A 16,767-nucleotide genomic window follows, 5' to 3' on the forward strand; every position below is an offset into this window, starting at 1 on the left:
GGCGCCCACCACATCGATCGACAGCCGACGAGCCCGCCCCTCAGCCGTCGAGACCCACCTTCGGGCGGGCCCAGGAACGGCCGGCGGTGTCCTTCAGGATGTCGTACTCGACGTCGACGTGGGGTTCGATGGCGCTGTACTTGTCGTTGGGCGCGCCGATGACGAGTTGGAATCCGAGGCCGCGCCACGCGCCGATCGCTCGCTTGGTGAAGTGCGCGTCTGCCTTGATGAGCGCCTCATCGAGGAACACGGGCGCGTACCGCGGCCGCTCGGAGTCGGCGTCGCCGAGCTGGTAACGCAGTGCGGCGCCGACGATGAACGCCACGAGCTCCTGCGACTCGCCGCCGGACTTCTCGCCGATGTGGTCGTACAGGGCGACGTGCTCGCGCGTCGCCGCGTCGATCTTCTCGGCGCTGATCCGCACGTGCCCTCGCACGTCGATCAGGTCGGCGAAGTCGGGCGAGGTGCGCCGGATGCGACCGATCAGTCGGGACATCCGGTCGTACACCAGCTCGCGCTCGGCATCGTCCGTCGCCGATGAGATCGCCGCGCGCACCTCGCGCAGCTCGCGTCGGAACCGCCTGCGCACCTGCGAGGAGTTCTCGCGCGCCGTGATCTGCAGGCGGTGCTCGTCGTCGTAGAACGGCAGCTCCGCCATGATGCGGTTGACGGGTTCGATGCGCTCCCGGATCTCGCGCAGCGCGCGCCCGAGCGCGGAGTCGAGGCTCGTCAGGTCGTTACCAGAGAGACTGACGAGACTCGCCTTCCACTCGGCTTCGAGCTCGTGCAGGCCGCTCGTCTCGAGCTCGGCTAGAATGCGCTCGAAGTCGCCGAAGGACGCCTCCGGGTCGGCGCGCAGGTTCGGGTTCGGCCACGCGTCGAGAAAGCCCTCGAGCGTGCGCCGGAGCGCCTCGCGCTGCTCCCCCAGCGTCGCCGTTGCGGCGGCCTGGTCGCCGATGAGCCGCGCGCCCGCCGTCGACAGCGCCGCATCGAAGCGGTCGAGCTCGTCGGCGCGGCTCGGCCGTTCCGCGCCCTCCGGCGGCGCGAAGCGCTCGTCGAGGTAGGCGCGCTGCGCCTCGGTGAGCGTGCGCTCGGCGGCCTCGGCCGCGTCGATGCGCGCCTGCGCCTCGTCGACCTGGTCGGTGACCTCCGCCCAGCGCAGCGCGATGCGCTCCTGCTCGGCCCGTCCGCGGCCGGTGTCCTCCTGCAGCGACGCGACCTTCTGCTTGGCGCGCTGGATCTGCCGCTGGATGTCCTCGACCTTCGGGTTGTCGTCACGCACCTCGCCGATCACCGACGCCCAGCGCTCGCGCTCCACCGCCACGGCGTCCACGTCGATGTCGGGCCAGGCGATGTCGCGGATCTTGCCGTACGCCGCCAGCCGCGCGTCGAGGGCGTCGAGGTCGTTCGCCGCCGCCGATTCCGCCAGCTTCTGATCCGCGAGCTCGGCGCGGGCGCGCTCGATGCGGCGCATCAGGCCCGCGACCCGGCGCCGGTTCGAGAACCCGAGGACGCTCTGCTTGCCGTGGCCGCCGTGCGCGCCGCGGTTCCCGTTCGACATCTGCCCCGCGATCGTGAGGCCCATTGCCGTGTCGGCGAGCTCCTCCGGCGCGTCGACGCACGTGAAGCCGAACCGGCGCTCGAGCCGCTCCTGCAGCCAGCCGACGAACGGCGACTCCCGGTAGTCGAGGCGACCGGGAAGCGTCGCCGGGTCCAGGTCGCGGGCGGAGCCCAGGTCGGCCTGCGCTCCCTCGTACCGGATGCGCACGGGCGTCCGGACGCCGTTGATCGCGGCGCGGAACTCGCCGAGGCGGCGCTGGTCGATCAGCAGCGTCGTCGCAAAGCCTCCGAGCGCGAGGCCGATCGCCTCGTTCCACGGCTCGAACTCGGTGCGCACCTCGAGCAGCTCCCCGACGAACGGCAGGTCGTCCCGGCTGAGGCCGGCCGCCGCGGCCATCGCGTCGCGGGAGTCGTGCAGCGCCTGGGGGATGCTGTCGGAGCGATCGAGCGCCGCACGTGCCTCTGCCTCGAGCGACGCGATCTCGCGCTCCGTCGCGCGCGAGGCCGCCCTCGCCTCCGCATACGCCTCTCGTGCCGTTCGCTTGGCATCGGGGTCGGCGATCGAGCGCTCGGCCTCGGCCTGGAGCTTCGCGAACGCCTTCGCGCCGCCTACTGCGCCACCGATCGGCTCCGCGAGCACGTCGAAGCGCTCCCGCTCCGCCCTGGCCCGCGCGAGCCTGCGTTCGACCTCGCGCAGCTCGCGCTCCGCCGTGTGCAACCGGTCGCCGCCGGCGCCGCGGAGCACCTCGGCGAGGCCGTCGCGCTCGGCCTCGGCGGCGTCCGCGAGCGCCTCCTGGGCGCGCACCACGTCGTCGGCATCGCGCTTGGCGCGCTGCAGCTCCCCCTCGACGTCGCGCAGGAGGCCGAGCCGCTTCTCGTCGCGCCACAGCGCGGCGAGCGAGGCGTCGTCCGAGAACAGGCCGATCTCGTCGATCAGCCGGAGGCGGTCGGCCGCTTCCTCGATGCGCTCCCGCATCCCCCGGATGGGCGCGAGCTGGCGGATCTGCTTGCGCGCCGTCACCATCCGGCTGCGGGTCTGGTCGAGCTCGTCGAAGTGCTCCACGACGGCGTCGGCGGCGGCGAGGGTCTCCGGCTCCGAGAGCACCATGCGCTTGTAGAGGTCGTCGACCGTGGTGATCTGCTGGCCGGCCTGGATGCGCGCGAGCAGACTGATCGCCTTGCCTCCCGCGCCCGCCGCCCCGATCCCGAGCACCGACTGGATGCGCGCGGAGAACTCGCGCTCGGTCGAGAGCGTCTCGAGGCCGGTGCGGCGCACGGCGTGGTCCGCGAGGCGCGCGCCCGCCGCCTCTTCGAGCGACGCGAGGTCGAAGGCGCCGTCGATCGTCGCCCGCACCCGCACGGTGTCGTCGATCGTGCGGGCCGCCTGCGGGATGTACCAGGCGCGCACGGCCGTGAACTGCGCGCCGCCGTGGTCGGTCCACGTCATGGCGACGGCCGTCCAAGTGTCGGCTCCGTCTCCGCGCAGAACGCGCATGGCGGTGCCGCTGTCCGTGCGCGACTCGTCGATCTTTCCGCGGCCGTAGGAGAGGATGTTGCGCTGGTCCTCGCCGCGCGGCCGACCGGTGACGCCGCCGTTCGACGCGCCGTTGAACGGGGTCGTGTGCGGCATCATCAGCGCGATGTACGCGTCCATGAGCGTGGACTTCCCGGAGCCCGAGCCGCCGACGAGCAGCGTCGCCCTGGGCGAGAAGCGCACGCGGTGCGCGCCGTCGTAGCCGCCCCAGTTCACCAACTGGAGCTCGTCCGCGACCCATTGCTGGCCGCGCGAGGCGGCGGGGATCATCCCGAACAGGGTGTCGAGCATCGTCATCGGGCGTCCTCCCCCGTCTCGCCGCGCAGCCATTCCGCGAGCTCGCGCAGCCGCTCGGCGCTCAGCACGATCTCGACGAGAGGGCTGATCAGGAACCGGCCCTCGGATTCCTCCTCGACGATCCCCTCCTGGCGCAGCCGGCCGAGCGCGGCGCGGATGGCCCGCTGCCGGCGCGCGAGGTCGCCGTCGCTCTCCGTGAAGTAGCTCAGCACCGTCTGCTCGACCTCTTCGACGTCGACGCGGGCCTGCTTCTCCCCCGCGGTCGACTCGCGCTGGTACACGGTGCGGAGGTAGACCAGCACGAGGGTCTCGGCCCGCGAGTACGCCTCGTCACGCAGCAGGATCGGCACGTCGAGCTCGTCGGAGCGCACCTGCTGCTTGTAGGCGACGCCGCGGGAGTGGTCGACGACGAGTCGGACGAACAGGTCGTTCAGGCGCGACTCAATGACGTGCTGGTTCTCGATCAGCACGGCCCAGTCCGCCCTGCTGCGCTCGGCGAGCAGGTAGCGGCGCTGCAGCAGGCGCACGAGGACTCGCCGCACGGCGGGCTCGAGCACCCCGCGGTCGCCCGCGAAGCACTCGTCGGGGTCCTCCTCCATCGGCATCGGCGCGACGAAGGCGTCCTCCGCCTCCCGCCGCTCCTCTTCCGCGAGATGCGTCATGCGTCCTCCTGTGCTGAAGCGGTCACCGCGCCGAACGCGAACCGCCTGGTCGTGCCGTCCGGCCGCTCGGCCTCGACGACCGACACGGCGTCGCCGTCGACGAGCACGCCGCGGTGGGCGATCTCGAGCAGTCCGACGAGGTCGACGGGGCGTCGGGCCCCGGATGCCGCGAAGGCGTCCGCGAGGTCGAACTCCGCCCCGAGGCCCGCGACGAGCGCCTCGAGCTCGGCGTACCGGGGGCCTCCCCACGCGCGGTCGTCGGCATCCGGGAACTCCGCGGCGTCGGCGTCCGCGAGGGGGTCGGGCGCGCTCGGCGGACGCGGGTCGGCGAGCGTCTGCCGCAGGTGCGCAACGCCGGCCGACGGCAGGCTGCGCAGGGGCTCGACGCGGTCGCCCGCGCGGGAGTCGCGCATCCAGGCCTGCATACCGCTCATCACGTCGCGCAGGAGTTCGTCGACCTCGCGGTCGCGCGCAGGGTCGTGCGTTCGCACCTGGGCCGTGATGACGTGCGACGCGCGGCGCTGCGCCGTGAGGACCTCCGCCACGCCCTGCTCCACGCGCTTGGCAATCACGTTCAGCTCGCCGCGCTGATCCGGGGCGAGCAGGCGCGCGAACGGCAGGGCGAGCAGGTCGTGGATCTGGTCAGTGAGCCGGTCGATGTGCTCGGGGTCGCCGATCAGCGCGAGCGCACCCGCGAACGCGCGGCCCTCCGGCGTGGCCTGCATGATGTGCTGGCCGCGGTGCAGGTACTCGCGCAGCACATCGCCCGTCGGCCGGATATCGCGGCGCAGGTCGGCGACGACGTCGCGCTGCATGGCCTGGATCGACTCGGCGACGCGGGCGAAATCGGCGGGCAGCTCGCGGGAGAGGTGGAGCACGTTCTCCGCCTCTTCGAGCAGCTGGTCATCGTCGACCGGTTCCGCCTCGCCGCGCATCAGGCGGTCGATCTCGGCGTCGATCGCGGCGCGCTCGGCCGTCAGCCGCGCGATCCGGGCGTTCGCGTCGGTCTCGGCGTCCTGCGCGAGCTGGTCGACCGAGTCGAGGAGCGTGCGCACGCGCGAGCGCGAGACGCGGGCCCTGCCGCCGCCCGTGCGGCCCGCGATCTCGAGGGCCCCGACGGCCTGCGCCGAGAGGCGGTAGACCTCCTGGGCGTCTTCGATCTGCGGCACGAGCCAGCCGACGCGCACCCAGTAGCGGCAGATGTCGCGCCCGACCCCCGCCGGCACCCGGCGCTCGGGCTCGTCACAGCCGGCCGCACGCAGCTCGTCGGCGATCTCGCCGACCTCGACGTGCGCGTCCGACACCGCCACGGCGGGGCGCTCCGCTGTGAAGACGAGCGACAGCGCCGTGACGACGAACGGGGCGTACCGGCCGTGCAGCAGGTCGAGCGTCGGGTTCCGGAAAGCCGCAGCTGCGCGCTGATAGGCGGTCTCGGAACGGGAGGAACTCATCCTCCCCAGATTACCGCCAGGACCCTGCGAGCCCCCGGTCCCGATCCCCCCGCACGTGAAACCGCTTACCGAAACCGACGCCCTGCGCGCGGAACGGCGCTACCTTTGACACATGGTCAACTATCGCTACCTCGGAAACAGCGGCCTGAAGGTCTCTGAGATCACCTACGGGAACTGGGTCACTCACGCATCTCAGGTGGGCGACGACTCTGCCGTCCAGACCGTCCACGCGGCGCTCGACGCCGGCATCACGACGTTCGACACGGCGGACACCTACGCCAACACGGCCGCCGAGGTCGTACTCGGCAAGGCGCTCGCCGGACAGCGCCGCGAGAGCCTCGAGATCTTCACGAAGGTCTACTTCCCGACCGGGCCGAAGGGCCCGAACGACACCGGCCTGAGCCGCAAGCACATCTTCGAGTCGATCAACGGCTCCCTGAAGCGCCTCGGCACCGACTACGTCGAGCTCTACCAGGCGCACCGCTTCGACTACTTCACGCCGCTCGAGGAGACGATGCAGGCGTTCGCGGATGTCGTGCGGCAGGGCAAGGCGCTCTACATCGGCGTGAGCGAGTGGACGGCCGAGCAGCTCCGCGAGGGCCACGCGCTCGCGAAGCAGCTGGGCGTGCAGCTCATCTCGAACCAGCCGCAGTACTCGATGCTGCACCGCGTCATCGAGGGCAAGGTCGTTCCCGCCTCGGTGGAGCTCGGCATCTCGCAGATCGTCTGGTCTCCCATGGCGCAGGGCGTGCTCAGCGGCAAGTACCTGCCCGGCCAGGAGGTGCCGGCCGGCTCGCGCGCGACCGACACGAAGAGCGGCGCCGGCTTCATCCAGCGCTTCATGAACGACGAGACGCTCACGGCCGTGCAGAAGCTGAAGCCGATCGCCGAGCAGGCGGGCCTGACGATGCCGCAGCTGGCGATCGCGTGGGTGCTGCAGAACCCCAACATCGCGGCCGCGCTCGTGGGCGCCTCGCGCCCGGAGCAGCTCGCCGACACCGTGAAGGCCTCGGGCGTGGTGCTCGACGACGACACGATGACCGCGATCGACGCCGCCCTCGGCGACGTGCCGAACACCGACGCGGAGGACACCTACTCCGTCTCGCCCAAGGCGCGCCTGGCCTGAGCCGCGTCGCACGTGAGCGGGGTCGTTCCGGCACTTCCGCCGGAGCGGCCCCGTCGCGTCTCGCCTCAGGATCGGTCGCGCTGCGCGCGGAATCCGCGAGCGGCGACGGGGCCTTCTCGTTCGGAGTCGGGAGTCGGCCGGCGTCCATCGCCGTCACGGCCACCGCGAAGCCGACGATCTGGGCGCGCGGTCACCGGCGTCGCCGCGGCGCGAGGTGAGCTGAGGTTGGCGGTCGCGCTCGGCGTGCGCGAGATGTGGACGTACGACGATCGACTCGCCGAGTCTGCGGAGGGCATGGGCATACCCGTCCGCATGCCTGCATGAGTCGTGGCCGCCGTCGACTTGCGATTCTCTGCGTTGCGCCAGCCGTTCGCTGACGGCGACGAGCTCGCTCAGATGCCGCTGCGTCTCCGGACTGCATGATCGAGTCCACGGGCCTGATGGAGCAGGACGACCTGTACCCGCCGAACACCGCTGACGCGCCTTTCGGCACGTCCTGCCCCGCGGGAACGCCCAGCCCGGCTGAGACGCTGATGGGCATGCAGGACGGCCCGGACGAGGAGCGCCTGTACAGCGGTCAGCGCGGAATGATGCTCATCCGCGGGTGATGCATCCCTCCCTCACCCGAACGCCTTGTCGAACCCCAGACTGCGGGCGATGATGCCGAGCTGCACCTCCGTCGAGCCCTCGCCGAGCGTGAGGATGCGCGCGTCGCGGTAGTGGCGTGCGACGGCGTTCTCGTTCAGGAATCCGTAGCCGCCCCAGATCTGCGTCGCGTCATCGGCGTTGGCGACGGCCGCCTCGGAGCCGATCAGCTTCGCGAGCGACGCCTCCCTCGTGAACGGCAGGCCCGCGTCGAGCCGGCGTGCGGCGTCGTGCATGACGGCCCGTGCGGCAGCGACGCGCGCCTGCATCCGGGCGAGCTTGAACGCGATGTGCTGGTTGTCGCCGATCGCCTTTCCGAACACCCTGCGCCGCTTCGCGTAGTCGACGGCCTGCTCGAGGCACCCCTGGGCCGCCCCGACGCACAGGGCCGCGAACGCGACGCGGCCCTCGTCGAGCACGCTGAGGAAGTTCGCGAACCCCCGCCCCCGCTCGCCCAACAGGTTCGCCTCCGGCACGCGCACGCCGTCGAACACGAGCGGGTGCGTATCCGAGGTGTGCCAGCCGACCTTGTCGTACGCCGGCAGCGCCGTGAAGCCCTCGATCGGCACGGGCACGATGATGCTCGACAGCTCGGGCCGCTCCGTCCCATCGGGCGCCTTCCGGTGCCCCGTGACGGCCGTGACGGTCACGACGCTCGTGATCGGCGTTCCCGAGTTGGTGATGAACTGCTTCGTCCCGTCGATGCGCCACTGGCCGTCCTCCAGCTCGGCCGTGGTCCTCGTGCCTCCTGCGTCGGACCCCGCCTCGGCCTCCGTGAGGCCGAACGCCGCGAGGTTCTCGCCGCGCGCGAGCGACGGCAGGTGGGTGCGCTTCTGCTCCTCGGTGCCGAAGCGATGGATGGGCATCGCTCCGAGCCCGAGGCCGGCCTCGAGGGTCACGGCGATCGACTGGTCGACGCGGGCGAGCTGTTCGACCGCGACGCACAGGTGCAGGTAGGACTTGCCCTGGCCGTCGTACTCCTCCGGCAGCGGCAACCCGAACAGGCCCATATCGCCCATCTGCCTGATGATCTCGATCGGCAGCCGGCGCTGGGTGTCGTACTCGTAGGCCGCGGGCGCCACGACGTCGTCGGCGAAGTCGCGCACGCGTCGGGCGAGCTCCTGCAGTTCGGGCTCGAGCGTCTCGGTCCCCTCGGCGGGGCTCGCTGCGGTGATGACGGTCATGGCGTCTCCTTCGGTGTGCGGGGGCTCGTGGCCCCGCTCTCGGTGCTCGCGGGGATGCGGCGAGCGCGTTCGGATGCACGGGTCATCGCGGCCCCGCGGCGTCGGCGGAATCGGCGCGGGCCAGGAGGGCGCGCGCGTGCCGCAGCACCGGTTCGTCGACCATCGCGCCCTCGAAGCGGAACGCGCCGGGCGACGCTGCGGCGGCGGCGAGGACGCGCCTCGCCCACGCGATGCTGTCCTGGCCGGGGCGGAACGCACTGCGGATGGCGGGCACGTGATCCGGATGGATGGCCGCCTTCGCACCGAAGCCGCTGGCGGCGGCGTCGATCGCCTCAGCCAGGCAGCCGTCGACGTCGGCGATGTCGAAGCGTACGGCGTCGATCGCGGTCTTCCCGAACGCGGCGGCGGCGAGCAGTACGCGGGATCGCGCGTGCACGGCCACGGCCCGATACGTGCCGTCGTCACGGCGGCTGGAGGTGCCGCCCATCGAGGCGATCAGGTCCTCCGCGCCCCACATCAGGGCGACGACGCGGCGCTGTTCGGCGAACTGCTCCGCGCGCACCACCCCCGCGGCCGTCTCGCACAGGGCGATCACGTCGAGGCCGACGGGAACATCGATGTCGACCGCCGACGAGGCTTTCGGAACCATCACGGTGCGGTAGCCCGCGGCGGCGACGGCCGCGAGGTCGGCCCGGCGGCCGACACCCGTGTTCACGCGCACGATGGTGCGCTCGGCGTCGAGGCGGCTCGAGGCGACGGCTTCCCGCGCGGCCTCTTTCCGCTCGGGCGCGACGCCGTCCTCGAGGTCGAGGATGACGGCGTCGGCCCGCTCAGCCGCCTTCGCGAAGCGGTCGGGGCGATCGCCGGGGCAGAACAGCAGCGCCGGCCCCATCCGGAAGCTCATTCGGGCCTCCCCTGCATCAGCACCGCACGAACGGCCGTGGCGACGACCTCGCCGCGCTGGTTGCAGCCCGTGTGCTCGAGCGTCACGATGCCCTGGCCCGGGCGTGAGGCCGACGGGCGCTTCTCGACGACGCGCGTCTCGCCGTACAGGGTGTCGCCGTGGCGCATCGGCGCGGGGAACTCGACCTCGCGGAAGCCGAGGTTCGCCACGATCGTGCCGTTCGTCAGCTGTGCCGTGGACATGCCGACGATCGTCGCGAGCGTCATCATCGAGTTCACGAGCCGCTCGCCGAACTCCGTCTGCGCCGCCCAGTGGGCGTCGAGATGCAGCGCCTGGGTGTTCATCGTCAGGGTCGTGAACAGGACGTCGTCCGCTTCCGTCAGGGTGCGGCCGGGGCGGTGCTCGTAGACGGCGCCGAGCTCGAACTCCTCGAACCACAGCCCCCTCTGCGTGATGCGCTTCTCGGTCATGACGCCGCCCCCTCGACCGTCGCGAGCTCCTGCCCTCGTGCGACCCTGTCGCCGACCGCGGCGCCCAGGCGGGCGATGCCCGCGACCGGGGCCCGCAGCACGTGCTCCATCTTCATCGCCTCGACGCTGACGAGCGCGTCGCCCGCCGCGACCTCGGCGCCGTCGGCGACGTGCACCGCCACGACCGTCCCCGGCATGGGCGACTCCAGTGACGGAGCGTCTCCCCTGCGGCGCCGCCGCACCGATCGGGCCGGTTCGACGAGCCAGGCCCCGGATGCTTCGGACACCCAGATCGAATCGTCCCGAGCCACGATGGCCGCAGCCTCGCCCTCGGGCACTTCCACGTGCGCGGTTCGCTGGTTGCGCTCGACCCGGAAGCCGCCGACGCCGGCCGCCCGTGGCGCCCGCGTCACGACGGCGACGCCGTCCCCGTCGCGGAGCCGCACGCTAGCGCCAACGGCCCCTCCGATCCGCCAGCCGTCCGACGCCCACGCTCCGCGGGCATCCGGAGCGCCGCGCTCGATCAGGGCGAGCGCCGCGCGCGCGAACACGGCGTCCGGCGTCTCCCTGTGCGCAATGCGCTCTGCCCCGCGATCGATGAGCCCCGTGTCCAGGTCGCCCGCGCGCACCTCGGGCTCGGCGAGGAGCGCCCGCAGGAACGGGACGTTCGTCGTGACGCCGAGGATGCGCGTCTCCGCCAGCGCCGCATCGAGCCGATCGATCGCTTCGCCGCGCGTCGGCGCGTTCGCCACGACCTTCGCGAGCATCGGATCGTAGTGGGAGCTCACGGTATCGCCGGCCTCGATGCCCGCGTCGACGCGCACGCCCTCAGCGCTGGGCCAGTCGGCGCGCAGCACCCGACCGCCCGTGGGGGCGAAGCCGGCCGCTGGGTCCTCCGCGTAGACGCGGGCCTCGATCGCGTGCCCGTCGAGGCGCACGTCGGGTTGCCCGAACGCGAGCTCCTCCCCCGATGCGACGCGCAGCTGCTGCTCGACGATGTCGACCCCCGTCACTGCCTCCGTCACGGGGTGCTCGACCTGCAGGCGCGTGTTCATCTCCATGAAGAACGGCTCGTCGGGCCGTCCGCCCGACACGATGAACTCGACCGTGCCTGCGCCGATATAGCCGACGGCGCGGGCCGTCTCGCAGCCGGCGCGGCCGATCCGCTCCCTCTGGCCCGGCGTGAGCAGCGGGCTCGGCGCCTCCTCGATCACCTTCTGGTGCCGGCGCTGCAGGGAGCACTCGCGCTCGCCGAGGTGGATCACGTTCCCATGGGCGTCGGCGAGCACCTGCACCTCGATGTGGCGGGGGCCGTCCACGAAGCGCTCGACGAAGAGAGCGTCGTCGCCGAACGCCCCCGCCGCCTCGCGCCGCGCCTGTGCGAGCGCCCCAGGCAGGTCGCCGGGCGCGTCGACGCGGTGCATGCCCTTGCCGCCGCCACCGGCGGACGGCTTGACCAGAACGGGGTATCCGATGCGCTCAGCGCCCGCGATCAGGGCGTCGTCGTCGAGGCCGGGTGCCGAGACGCCGGGGACCGTTGCGACGCCGCGCGCCTCGACGGCCGCGCGGGCGCGGATCTTGTCTCCCATCGTCTCGATCGCCTCCGGCGGCGGGCCGATGAAGACGATCCCCGCATCGCGGCACGCGCGTGCGAAGCCCGCGCTCTCGGCGAGGAAGCCGTAGCCGGGGTGCACGGCCTGCACCCCGGTCCGCCTCGCGGCCGCCAGCACGGCCCCGATGTCGAGGTACGAGCGCCTCGCGTCGGCGGGCCCGATCCGCACGGCGTCCGTCGCGGCGCGCACGTGCGCTGCCCCCGCGTCGGCGTCGGAGAACACCGCGACCGAGCGAATGCTCATCCGGTCGAGGGTGCGGATGATGCGCACGGCGATCTCGCCGCGGTTCGCGATCAGAACGGTGTCGAACACGGCCATCACATCCGGAACACGCCGTAGCGCACGTCGGGGAGCGGCGCGCGGCCCGCTACGTCGAGGGCGAGGCCGATCACGCGGCGCGTGTCGGCGGGGTCGATGACGCCGTCGTCCCAGAGCCGCGCCGTCGAGTAGTAGGGCGAGCCCTGCCGCTCGTACTGCTCGCGGATCGGCGCCTCGAACGCGGCCTGCTCCTCGGCGCTCCACGTGCCGCCGCCGTGCTCGATGCCGTCGCGCCTGACGGTTGCGAGCACGCTCGCGGCCTGCTGCCCGCCCATCACCGACACGCGGGCGTTGGGCCACAGCCAGAGGAATCGAGGGTCGTAGGCGCGGCCGCACATCGAGTAGGTTCCGGCGCCGAAGGAACCGCCGACCACGACCGTGAGCTTCGGCACGCGCGCGCACGACACGGCGGTCACCATCTTCGCGCCGTGCTTGGCGATGCCCCCTCGCTCGTACTCGCCGCCGACCATGAAGCCGGCGATGTTCTGCAGGAACACGAGTGGGACGCCGCGCTTGTCGCAGAGCTCGATGAAGTGCGCGCCCTTCTGCGCGCTCTCGCTGAACAGGACGCCGTTGTTGGCGATGATGCCGACCGGATGCCCGTAGACGCTCGCGAAGCCCGTCACGAGGGTCGTGCCGAAGCCGGCCTTGAACTCGTGGAAGGCGCTGTCGTCGACGACGCGCGCGATCACCTCGCGCGCGTCGTACGGCGTCTGCAGGTCGGTCGGGATCGCGGCGTACAGCGAAGCCGGGTCGACGGCGGGCTCCGCCGGCTCTCCGACGGCCCACGGCGGGTCGGGATCCGCCGGCAGCGTCGCGACGATGTCGCGCACGATCCGCAGCGCGTGCTCATCGTCGTCTGCGAGGTGGTCGGCGACCCCCGACACGGTCGCATGGAGCTCGCCCCCTCCCAGCTCCTCCGCCGTGACCTCCTCTCCCGTCGCGGCCTTGACGAGCGGCGGGCCGCCCAGGAAGATCGTGCCCTGCTCCGCCACGATCACCGTCTCGTCGCTCATGGCGGGCACGTACGCGCCGCCGGCGGTCGACGACCCCATGACGCACGCGATCTGCGGGATTCCGGCGGCGCTCATGGTCGCTTGGTTGTAGAAGATGCGCCCGAAATGCTCCCTGTCAGGGAACACCTCGTCCTGCATCGGCAGGTACGCGCCCCCCGAGTCGACGAGGTAGACGCACGGCAGGCGGTTCTCGCGCGCGACATCCTGCGCCCTCAGGTGCTTCTTCACGGTGAGGGGGAAGTACGTACCGCCCTTCACGGTCGCGTCGTTCGCGACGACGAGGCAGCGGCGGCCCGACACCGTGCCGATGCCGGCGATGACGCCCGCGGACGGGGCGTCGCCGCCGTAACAGCCGTCGGCGGCGAGCGGAGCGAGCTCGAGAAACGGGCTGCCGACGTCGAGGAGGCGGTCGACGCGCTCGCGGGGCAGGAGCTTGCCGCGCGCGACGTGGCGCTCCCTGGCGGCAGTCGGGCCCCCGCGCGCGGCCTCGGCGAGCCGCGCGCGGAGCTCGTCCACGAGCGCGCGCATCGCCGCGGCGCGCCGCTCGCCCTCGGGCGCCGCCTCGTCGACCGACGTCGTCAGTTGTTCCATCCTCCTCACCCCCGCACCAGCGCGAGACCGGGGCGCTCCAGCAGCGCGCCGGTCTCGGTGAGGAATCCGCTCGCCTCCCTGCCGTCCATGACGCGGTGGTCGAACGACACCGTCAGCGTGCACACGTTGCGCAGGGCCACGGCGCCGTCGTGCTCGTGCGGTGCGCGGCGCACGGCCCCGACGGCGACGATCGCCGACTGGCCTGGGTTCAGGATCGGTACACCGCCGTCGACGCCGAACACGCCGACGTTCGACACCGTGATCGTGGAGCTCGTGAGGAGGGACGGCCCGATACTGCCGTCGCGCGCCGCGGCGGCGCGCTCGGCGATCGCCGCGGTCAGCTCCGCGGCGTCGAGCCGATCGGCATCGTCCACGCTCGCGACGACCAGTCCTCGGTCGGTCGCCACGGCGACCCCCAGGTTCACGCCCGCGTGGAACTCGATTTCGCCCGCGTCGTCGTGGAAGCTCGCGTTCGCGCCGGGGGTGCGCCCCGCGGCGATCACGACGGCGCGACAGGCGGCGCCGAAGAAGGACGGCGCCGCGTCGTCGCCGCGCAGCTCGTCGACCAGGCGCAGCGTCTCCGTGACGTCGACCGTGAGGAAGCAGGATGCCTGCGGCGCCGTGAAAGCCGAGGCGACCATCGCCTCGGCGGTGCGCCGGCGCAGCCCGGCGACGCGTTCCCTGTGGGACGCGCGCGGCCCGGCGGCCCCTGCCCCCGACCGGGCGGGCTCCTCTCGGGAGAAGGGCTCCTGCGCGAAGGTGCGCGCCTTCCGCTTCGGCCGCTTCGCGCCCGCGACCTCCACGGAGCCGACCAGCACCGCGACCTTCCCGCCGGATGCGTCGCCCGCCGCTTCCTCCTGCTCCCCCTCCGCCTCGCCGCGGTCCGATCGCTCGGGCTCGTCACCCCGATCGTCGCTGGCGCCCCCGCCCGCTGCGAGGTCGAAGTCGACGATCGGGGCCCCTACCTCGACGGTGTCGCCGGCGCCGGCGCGGAGCCTCGCCACGACGCCCGCGTGCGGGCTCGGCAGGTCGACGACGGCCTTCGCCGTCTCGACCTCGGCGAGCACGTCGCCCCACGCGACCGTGTCGCCCTCCGCGACCCGCCACTCGACGATCGTGCTCTCGGTGAGCCCCTCGCCGAGATCCGGGAGCCGGAACGTCGTGCTCATCGCGCACCCCCCGCGATCGCGAGGCCTGTGCGCGAAGACCAGCGCCCGAGCGATCTGTCGACGGCGTCGAGGACGCGGTCGAGGCTCGGCAGGTAGTCGGCCTCGAGCGCCGACGGCGGGTAAGGCGTGTCGTAGGCCGTCACTCGCTCCGGAGCCGCCCTCAGCGCGTCGAACGCGCGCTCGACCACACTGGCGATGAGCTCGCTCGCCACCGACGCCTCGGCCGGCGCCTCGTGCACGACGACCAGGCGGCCCGTGCGCGAGACGCTCTCGACGACCGCATCGATGTCGAGCGGCGAGATCGAACGCAGGTCGATCACCTCGATCTCGATCCCCTCGTCGGCTGCGGCGAGCGCGGCATCGAGCACGGTCCGGACGGCCGGCCCGTAGCACGCGACCGTGACGTCGCGCCCGCGGGCGAGCACCGCGGCGTCATCGAGGCCGGCGATCCGCCCGGTATCGACGTCGCCCTTGTCCCAGTAGCGGGCCTTCGGCTCGAAGAACACGACGGGGTCGTCGCTCGTGACGGCCGCACGCATGGTCGAATACGCCTCCTGCGGCGTCGAGGCCGTCACGACGCGGAGGCCAGGCGTGTGGGCGAAGTACGACTCGGGCGACTCCGCGTGGTGCTCGACCGAGCCGATGCGGCCGCCGTACGGGATCCGGATCGTCAGGGGCATCCGGACGACGCCCCGCGTTCTGTAGTGCAACCGGGCGACCTGGGCGACGATCTGGTCGAACGCCGGGTAGACGAAGCCGTCGAACTGGATCTCGACGACGGGCCGGTAGCCGCGGTAGGCCATGCCGACGGCGGTTCCGACGATCGCGGATTCCGCGAGCGGCGAGTCGATCACACGGGCGGTGCCGAAGCGCTCCTGCAGTCCATCGGTGACGCGGAAGACTCCGCCGAGACGGCCGATGTCCTCGCCCATCAGCACGACTCTGTCGTCCGCGGCGAGCGCGTCGCCCAGCGCGCGGCCGATCGCCTTGGCGAGCGTGAGCTGCTCGGTCATCGATCCCCCTCGATGCTCGCGGAGAACGCGCGGTGCTCGGCGCGCTGGCGCTCGAGGCGCCTCGTCGGTCCCGTGAAGACGTGGTCGAACATCGCGTCCGTCGCAGGAACAGGGATCGCGGTGACGGCCGTGCGCAGCTCGCGCGCCACCTGATCGCAGCGCACCTGGGCCTCCTCGCGCACGCGGTCCTCGCGGGCGCCGGCCCCGCCGAGGTGCCGCAGCAGCCGATCGAGCGGATCCTTGCCGCGCCATGCCGCGACCTCCTCGTCGTCGCGGTATCGCGTCGGATCGTCGGTCGTGGTGTGCGGCCCGACGCGGTACGTCACGGCCTCGACGAAGGTCGGCCCTCCCCCGCGGCGGGCGCGCTGCAGCGCGATTCGGGTCGCGGCCAGCACAGCGAGGACGTCGTTGCCGTCGACGCGCAGTGCCGGGATGCCGAAGCCGATCGCCCGCGCGGCCAGCGGTGAACGCGACTGCACGCTCACGGGTTCCGAGATCGCGTACTGGTTGTTCTGGCAGAAGAGCACGACGGGCGCGCGGAACGCACTGGCGAACACCATCGCTTCGTTCGCGTCGCCCTCGCTCGTCGCACCGTCGCCGAAGTACGCGATCGCCGCATCGTCGCCCCCGTCCATCCGGATGCCCATTGCGTATCCCGCGGCGTGCAGCGTCTGCGCGCCGATGATGATCTGCGGCGTCGCCATGCCTCGTTCGTACGGGTCCCACCCGGACTGGGTCGTGCCGCGCCAGACGGCGAGCAGCTCGTCGAGACCGACGCCGCGCATCAGGGCGACCCCGTGCTCCCGGTAGCTGCTGAACACGAAGTCGGTCCCGCGCAGGGCGCGCGCCGAGCCCACCTGTGCGGCCTCCTGGCCGAGCGACGGCGGCCACAGCACGAGCTCCCCCTGCCGCGTGAGGGCGAACGCCTCCTCGTCGACGCGGCGGGCGATCGCCATGTCGACGTACAGGTCGGTGAGCATCGTCTCGTCGACGTCGGCGAGGTGGCCGTCGAGGACGGCGCTCGGGCACCGTGTGCCCGAATCGTCGAGAGCGACGAGCGGATCGTCGAGGCCCGCCGAGTGCTCGGCGGCTCGCGCGGATACAGCGGTCGACATGGCGGAACCTCCTCGTTCCCGCGCCTCGTGAGCGCGTCGTCCGGCCCGTGGTGGGGCCCTGAACATCACGGTACGGCCGCCGCGCACTCCGAGCAATAC

13 protein-coding genes are annotated in these 16,767 nt (G+C 72.5%); 2 read left to right on the plus strand and 11 right to left on the minus strand.

What is annotated here, in order from left to right; translation table 11 throughout:
• Positions 1–40: 40 nt before the first annotated feature.
• From C0010_RS01435 to C0010_RS01445, 3 genes are read right to left on the minus strand one after another with little or no spacing between them, the layout of a single operon-like run.
• Positions 41–3,391, minus strand: a complete 3,351-nt coding sequence (locus C0010_RS01435) for an ATP-binding protein (RefSeq protein ID WP_105565270.1) — start codon at positions 3,389–3,391, stop codon at positions 41–43.
• Positions 3,388–4,053: a DUF4194 domain-containing protein gene (locus C0010_RS01440; RefSeq protein ID WP_198410838.1), complete on the minus strand. Its 666-nt coding sequence runs from the start codon at positions 4,051–4,053 to the stop codon at positions 3,388–3,390. The genes C0010_RS01435 and C0010_RS01440 overlap by 4 nt, the downstream gene beginning before the upstream one ends.
• Positions 4,050–5,504 carry a DUF3375 domain-containing protein gene (locus C0010_RS01445; RefSeq protein WP_105565271.1) on the minus strand — a complete coding sequence of 485 codons (1,455 nt, stop codon included), beginning with the start codon at positions 5,502–5,504 and terminating at the stop codon, positions 4,050–4,052. Before C0010_RS01445 ends, C0010_RS01440 begins: the two co-directional genes overlap by 4 nt.
• A 112-nt stretch (positions 5,505–5,616) precedes the next feature.
• On the opposite strand from C0010_RS01445, the gene C0010_RS01450 reads away from it, so the two are divergent.
• Both C0010_RS01450 and C0010_RS01455 read left to right on the plus strand, forming a co-directional pair.
• The gene (locus C0010_RS01450; RefSeq protein ID WP_105565272.1) at positions 5,617–6,630 is read left to right on the plus strand and encodes an aldo/keto reductase family protein; all 1,014 of its coding nucleotides are present in this window, start codon (positions 5,617–5,619) and stop codon (positions 6,628–6,630) included.
• 419 nt (positions 6,631–7,049) lie between these two features.
• Positions 7,050–7,238: a hypothetical protein gene (locus tag C0010_RS01455; protein ID WP_105565273.1), complete on the plus strand. Its 189-nt coding sequence runs from the start codon at positions 7,050–7,052 to the stop codon at positions 7,236–7,238.
• Between the two features lie 12 nt (positions 7,239–7,250).
• Here the strand turns inward: C0010_RS01455 and C0010_RS01460 are convergent, their stop codons facing one another.
• The 8 genes from C0010_RS01460 to pdhA form a co-directional block, all read right to left on the minus strand.
• Complete coding sequence (locus tag C0010_RS01460) at positions 7,251–8,459, minus strand: acyl-CoA dehydrogenase family protein (protein ID WP_105565274.1); 1,209 nt, start codon at positions 8,457–8,459, stop codon at positions 7,251–7,253.
• Positions 8,460–8,541: 82 nt separating this feature from the next.
• The gene (locus tag C0010_RS01465; RefSeq protein WP_105565275.1) at positions 8,542–9,363 is read right to left on the minus strand and encodes an HpcH/HpaI aldolase/citrate lyase family protein; all 822 of its coding nucleotides are present in this window, start codon (positions 9,361–9,363) and stop codon (positions 8,542–8,544) included.
• Positions 9,360–9,833, minus strand: coding sequence for a MaoC family dehydratase (locus C0010_RS01470; RefSeq protein WP_105565276.1), 474 nt, complete (start codon positions 9,831–9,833; stop codon positions 9,360–9,362). The genes C0010_RS01465 and C0010_RS01470 overlap by 4 nt, the downstream gene beginning before the upstream one ends.
• The gene (locus C0010_RS01475; RefSeq protein ID WP_105565277.1) at positions 9,830–11,764 is read right to left on the minus strand and encodes an ATP-binding protein; all 1,935 of its coding nucleotides are present in this window, start codon (positions 11,762–11,764) and stop codon (positions 9,830–9,832) included. Before C0010_RS01475 ends, C0010_RS01470 begins: the two co-directional genes overlap by 4 nt.
• On the minus strand, positions 11,764–13,371 hold the full coding sequence (locus C0010_RS01480; RefSeq protein WP_105565278.1) for a carboxyl transferase domain-containing protein: 1,608 nt from the start codon (positions 13,369–13,371) through the stop codon (positions 11,764–11,766). Before C0010_RS01480 ends, C0010_RS01475 begins: the two co-directional genes overlap by 1 nt.
• Positions 13,372–13,376: 5 nt before the next feature.
• Positions 13,377–14,540, minus strand: coding sequence for a dihydrolipoamide acetyltransferase family protein (locus C0010_RS01485; RefSeq protein WP_105565279.1), 1,164 nt, complete (start codon positions 14,538–14,540; stop codon positions 13,377–13,379).
• Entirely contained in the window at positions 14,537–15,553 is a 1,017-nt protein-coding gene (locus tag C0010_RS01490; RefSeq protein ID WP_105565280.1) for an alpha-ketoacid dehydrogenase subunit beta, read from the minus strand. The genes C0010_RS01485 and C0010_RS01490 overlap by 4 nt, the downstream gene beginning before the upstream one ends.
• Positions 15,550–16,668, minus strand: a complete 1,119-nt coding sequence (pdhA, locus tag C0010_RS01495; protein ID WP_105565281.1) for a pyruvate dehydrogenase (acetyl-transferring) E1 component subunit alpha — start codon at positions 16,666–16,668, stop codon at positions 15,550–15,552. The genes C0010_RS01490 and pdhA overlap by 4 nt, the downstream gene beginning before the upstream one ends.
• Positions 16,669–16,767 lie beyond the last annotated feature (99 nt).

The organism is Microbacterium halophytorum (assembly GCF_002970975.1).
In the GTDB taxonomy this organism is placed as follows: domain Bacteria; phylum Actinomycetota; class Actinomycetes; order Actinomycetales; family Microbacteriaceae; genus Microbacterium; species Microbacterium halophytorum.